Origin of the sequence: Nocardia sp. NPDC060220 (assembly GCF_042727815.1) — a bacterium.
Classification (GTDB): Bacteria; Actinomycetota; Actinomycetes; order Mycobacteriales; family Mycobacteriaceae; genus Nocardia.
Map to the genome: position 1 here is coordinate 1 of NZ_JBHWZY010000493.1, position 5,260 is coordinate 5,260.

Consider the following 5,260-nt stretch of genomic DNA (forward strand, 5'->3'; position numbering starts at 1 on the left):
AGGGCCTCGGGTGTGCGGTCACAGTGTCAGCTGATCGGCCGCCGACGTGAGCAAGTCGATGAGGTCGCGATCGTGCACGGGCAGGCGGCCGGTCTTGCCGATCGCGGCCAGGGCACCGGTGACAGTGCCGTCGTCGGTGCGGATCGGGACGGCAACGGCGCTGCGGCCGAGGCGGCATTCGTTCACCTCGACGGCGACGGCGTCCGCGGTGACTCGGCGTAGCTCGGCGGCGAGATCGGCGGCGTCGGTGATGGTGAAGGTGGTGACCTTGCGCAGCGTGGCCTCGGCCGCGAAGTCCGGGTACCGCGCCAACAGGAGCTTGCCGATGGCCGAGGCGTGCGGGCAGGCGAGCAGCACCTTCTCCCCACTCAGTTCATGGTCGGGATCCTTGTCGACCATCCTGATCCGGCCGCCGGCGAAGGAGGCGAGATGGATGCCGAAACGCAGCTGGGCGCGCAGTTCACCGAGGATCCGGTGATTGCCGGAGACGGGCTCGGGAGCGGCAGCCCCGGCGAGCTCACGGGTACGGCGGCCGAGGGCGAAACCGGACAGGTCCTCGATCCGCACCAGGTAGCCGTCGGCGACGAGGAGATTCAGGAGGCGGTACGCGGTGGCGGGGGCGATGCCGGTCTGCGCGGCGATGTCCTTCGCGGTGGCGCCCGAACCCAGCTGCGCTACCGCCTCGAGCAGAGCGAGGGCCTTCTGGACAGCCCTCGGCTCGTGCCCGGTCGGGCCGTCGCGGCGGGTCGTCGTTGTCACCGTTCGCCGCGGTCCGCCCCTACCAGGGCCATCGCGCCGCGGGCGTTGACGGCGAACACCCCGGCGCCGGGCAGCACGTCAGCGGATTCGGGACTGTCGAAAACACCGATGGCCGTGAGACTTTCGGGACAGCTGTCCCGCAGCCAGCGATACCAGGCAGCACCGGCCAGCAGCACCGCGAGCACCGTCGCGGGCGCGACCACCACACCGTCGCTCGCGTCCGACACCGTCAGACAGACCAGCACCGCGGCGAGCACCCCACTGCCGACCCAGCCGGCGACGAGGTCGACGCGGCTGCGCTCGCGGATACGGCCGAGCAACAGCACCGCACCCACCGCGACCAGGATGTAGGACACCGCGAGCGCCGTGCGCATGACCGTCTTGGCCGCGGCGGGCACACCGTCGAGCGCGACGAAACCCGAACCGGCCGTCGCGACGATGCCGATGATCAGCACCAACGCCACGTGCGGGGTCCGCAACCGCGGACCGACCCGGCTCAGCAGGCGCGGCAGCACACCCTCCACGCTCATCGAATACAGCAGTCGCGACGCGGCGTTCGACGAAGCCATCGACGACCCGAGCCACGAGCAGGTCAGCCCCGCGTCGAGCAGGATCACCACGAGCAGACTCGACCCACTCGCCGTCCCGTGCAGATACGCGTTCACCACCGTTCCCGCATGCCCGGACCAGGCCGCCCACGACGCGAAGATGAACAACGCCCCGCACAGCACCGGGGTGAGCAGCACCGTACGGGTCACGGTGACCAGCGGACGCCGCGTCTCCGGTGCGAAGAACGTGGCGCTCTCGAAGCCCGCGAGCGCAAACAGCGCCGACATCGCGATGGCCAGCACCGCGGGAACATTCGGCGCGGCCGGGGTGATCGCGACAGCAGGCCCCGACACCAGCATGAGGCCGATGATGAAGGCCAGCGAGCACGCCTCGACCGCCAGAATCGCGATCGCGGCGAACCGCACACCACGCACCAGCACCGCGCCGATCAGCACCGCGATGCCGAGATAGACGGCCCCGATCTGCCAGCCGCGCAACGTGATTCCCAGCTGCGCTGCCAAGGCGAGAGCGGTCTGCGACCCGTGATACATCGTCAGCGACGCACTGCCCAGGTACTTCACGAGCATTCCGACGCCACAGGTCAGCGCCGCACGCGGTCCGGCGCCGTGGCTGACGAAGGTGTAGAGCCCACCCGCCGCGGACAGCCGCCGGGTGAACTGTGCGACGCAGTACGCGATCAGCGTGATGACCAGCGTCGCGATGACGATCGTCACCAGGCCGGGCAGCAGGGCGTTGTGGGTGAGCATCGTGACCGGCAACAGCACCATCGACGCGGCGGGCGCGGTGGTCGCGATCGACTGGCCGAGCAAAGCCACACCCGGCAGTTGTCTGCGCCCCAGCGCACGCAACGGCGACACCGCGGGGCGCTCGGGTTCCCCGGCCGCGAACGAGCGCGCGACCGCGTCGGCCAGTGCCGTCACCACACACCTCCCAGCGTTGTCGGTGCGGGCGAGGATATCCAGACCTGGTTTCGGCGGTATTGCGGGCGCGAGTCGGGGCGATGGTCACCGAGCGAGAAAGCGACCGCGGGGGATCTCACTCGCCGATCGGTAAACGTTTTCCGCGGCGTAGCGGCACCGACCCACCGTCGACGGACGCTGTCGCAGAACGGATATCGCGGCGGACGGAGCTACCCATGGCAGTCACCAGAAGATCATTCATGCAGAGTCTCGGCATCACCGGTGGTGCCGGCCTCGCCTACGGCGCGATGTCGACCCTCGGCCTCGCGCCCGCCACGGCGCAGGTGTCGTTCCGCTCGCCCGCCATGGGCGACCTCATCGGCAAGGGCGACGGTGGCGCGAAGGTGGCGATCCTCGGCGGCGGCCCGGCGGGGTTGTGCGCGGCCTACGAGCTGGGCAAGGCCGGATACGACGTGACCGTGCTCGAGGCCAGGAAGCGAGCGGGCGGACGGGTGTGGTCGGTGCGCAACGGCACCACCGAAACCGATCTCAACGGCGAAACCCAGAGCTGCACCTTCGCCGAAGGGCACTACTTCAATCTGGGCGCCACGCGAATCCCGCAGGGCCACATCACCCTCGACTACTGTCGCGAACTCGGTGTCGAGATCCAGCCGTTCGGCAACCAGAACGCGTCCACCCTGGTCAACTATCAGAGCGGCACCTCGATCTCCGGGCAGTCGGTGCAATACCGCGCGGCCAAGGCCGACATGTACGGCTACATGTCCGAGCTGTTGCAGAAGGCCGCGTCGCGGGGCGCACTCGACGACGTGCTCTCCGGCGCCGACAAGGAAGCGCTGTCGTCGTTCCTGCGCGATTTCGGCGACCTCTCCAGTGACGGCCGCTATCTCGGCTCGACCCGGCGCGGCTACACCTCCGAACCCGGGGCGGGTCTGAACTTCGGCGAACAGCCGAAACCGTTCCCGATGTCCGACACGATCCGCAGCGGTCTCGGCCGCAATTTCAGCTTCGAATTCGGCTACGACCAGGCCATGATGATGATGACCCCGGTCGGTGGCATGGACCGCATCTACGCCGCCTTCCAGCGCGAGATCGGCACGCAGCGCATCCATTTCGGCGCCGAGGTGTCGGCGATGAAGAACACCCCCGAGGGTGTGCGGATCGAGTACACCCAGGACGGCGCGCGCAAGTCCCTCGATGCCGACTACTGCATCTGCACGCTGCCGCCCCATCTCGTCGGTCGCCTGGCCAACAACCTGCCCGCCGACGTGCTCACCGCGCTGAAAGCCGCGATCCCGGTGTCCTCCGGCAAGCTCGGCATCGAATACTCGCGCCGCTGGTGGGAGCTCGACGACCGGATCTACGGCGGCGCGAGCAATACCGACAAGGACATCGCGCAGATCATGTTCCCCTACGACCACTACAACGGCGACCGTGGCGTGGTGGTCGGCTACTACAACACCGGCAAACGTCATCAGGCCTTCGAATCACTCACCCACCGGCAACGTCTGGCGAAGGCCGTCGACGAGGGCGCAGCGATCCACGGCGACAAGTACCGCGCCGACATCGCCTCGTCGTTCTCCGGCAGCTGGCGGCGAACCAAGTATTCCGAGGGCGCGTGGGTCGGCTGGTCGGGTAGCAATTCCCACGGCGGTGAGGCCACCCCCGAATACACCAAACTCCTTGCCCCCGTAGAGCACATCTACTTCGCCGGTGACCACCTGTCCAACGCGATCGCCTGGCAGCACGGCGCCTTCACCTCCGCCCGCGACGTGGTGACCGCCCTGCACGCCCGCGTTGCCGCCTGAATCTCTCACCCCGACAAGGAGTATCGACCATGAAGACGACGATCACGCTGGCCGTGACGGCCCTCGCGGCGCTGACCCTCACCTCCTGCTCGGCCGACCCGGCCGAGTCGCAGCCGTCCACTGCGCCGAGTACCTCAGTTCTCGAAGCGGGACAGGCGAATCCGATGATCGCCCAAGGCGTGACGATCGCCGCCGACGCTACCGTCTACAAGACCAGCGGGCTGGGCCCCACCGCCACCAACAAGGCCGCCCCCACCGGCAGCCCCGAATCCTTCATCGACACCCAGCAGTTCGCGGACGCGAAGCTGCCCGCCGGTGTCACCGTCACCGAAGCGCAGGGCATGTCGGTGCTGGCCAGAATCCGGGAGAACCTCGAAGCCCAGGGCCTGACCCTGGACGACGTGATCACCATGCGGGTGTTCCTCGACAACGCGCCCGGCACCGACCGGGCCGACTACGCCGGCTGGAACCGCGCCTACCGGCAGTTCTTCGCCAATACGAACCTCACCACCGGCGACACCGAGCTGGTCCCCCTCGGCACCGCTGCCCCGGCCGCACCGCTGGTCCGCAACGCGGCACGACCGAGCCGCTTCGCCCTGGAAGTAGCGAGCCTGCCGGTGGCGGGATGGTTGGTCGAGGTCGAAGTCGACGCCGTGTACCCGGCGGGTAAGTGAGTCGGCTCGCTGACGAATGCCCTGGTCAGCGTCGCGTCCAGCTGGTGCGATAGCTCACGTTCCGGCATCCTGTGGCACTGAGTGCCAGCCCGGGTGAAATAATCTCCGGGACAGCCAGGGCAATGCGATGTTGGGAGTTCTCCAGTGGAGTTGATCGGTGTAATCGGTGGCGGCACGATGGGCGCGGGGATCGCGGAGGTGTGCGCCAAGGCGGGCAGCTCGGTGCTCGTGCTCGAGACGAAGCCGGAGTTCGCCGAGGCGGCCAAGAACCGGATCGCCACCTCGATCGCCCGTGGCGTGACCAAGGGCAAGATCACCCAGGACGAGGCCGACGCGGTGCTCGCGCGGGTGCGCGTCACCCTGGACATGGACGAGTTCGCCGATCGTGACCTGGTGATCGAGGCCGCGCCGGGACAGCAGGACGCTGCCGGGCGTCACGTCACTGGCGCCGTAGCCCCGCAGGTCCGGCGTGAGCACCCGGTATCCGGCCGCGGCCAGCGCCTCGGCCTGCGGACGCCACAAGGTCCGGTCG

General features: G+C 68.7%; 5 protein-coding genes. 3 read left to right on the forward strand and 2 right to left on the reverse strand.

What is annotated here, in order from left to right:
* Window positions 1-18: 18 nt before the first annotated feature.
* Together ACFWF3_RS23335 and ACFWF3_RS23340 are read right to left on the reverse strand one after the other, a co-directional pair.
* Window positions 19-759, reverse strand: a complete 741-nt coding sequence (locus ACFWF3_RS23335) for an IclR family transcriptional regulator (RefSeq protein WP_379315266.1) — start codon at window positions 757-759, stop codon at window positions 19-21.
* Window positions 756-2,249, reverse strand: coding sequence for an APC family permease (locus tag ACFWF3_RS23340; RefSeq protein WP_379315267.1), 1,494 nt, complete (start codon window positions 2,247-2,249; stop codon window positions 756-758). Before ACFWF3_RS23340 ends, ACFWF3_RS23335 begins: the two co-directional genes overlap by 4 nt.
* Before the next feature lie 239 nt (window positions 2,250-2,488).
* Between ACFWF3_RS23340 and ACFWF3_RS23345 the strand changes: the two genes are divergently transcribed.
* The 3 genes from ACFWF3_RS23345 to ACFWF3_RS23355 form a co-directional block, all read left to right on the forward strand.
* Window positions 2,489-4,054: a flavin monoamine oxidase family protein gene (locus ACFWF3_RS23345; protein WP_378991637.1), complete on the forward strand. Its 1,566-nt coding sequence runs from the start codon at window positions 2,489-2,491 to the stop codon at window positions 4,052-4,054.
* A gap of 29 nt (window positions 4,055-4,083) precedes the next feature.
* Window positions 4,084-4,728, forward strand: coding sequence for a Rid family hydrolase (locus ACFWF3_RS23350; RefSeq protein WP_379315268.1), 645 nt, complete (start codon window positions 4,084-4,086; stop codon window positions 4,726-4,728).
* Window positions 4,729-4,872: 144 nt separating this feature from the next.
* On the forward strand, window positions 4,873-5,260 hold a 388-nt coding region (locus tag ACFWF3_RS23355; protein ID WP_379315269.1), incomplete at its 3' end, for a 3-hydroxyacyl-CoA dehydrogenase NAD-binding domain-containing protein.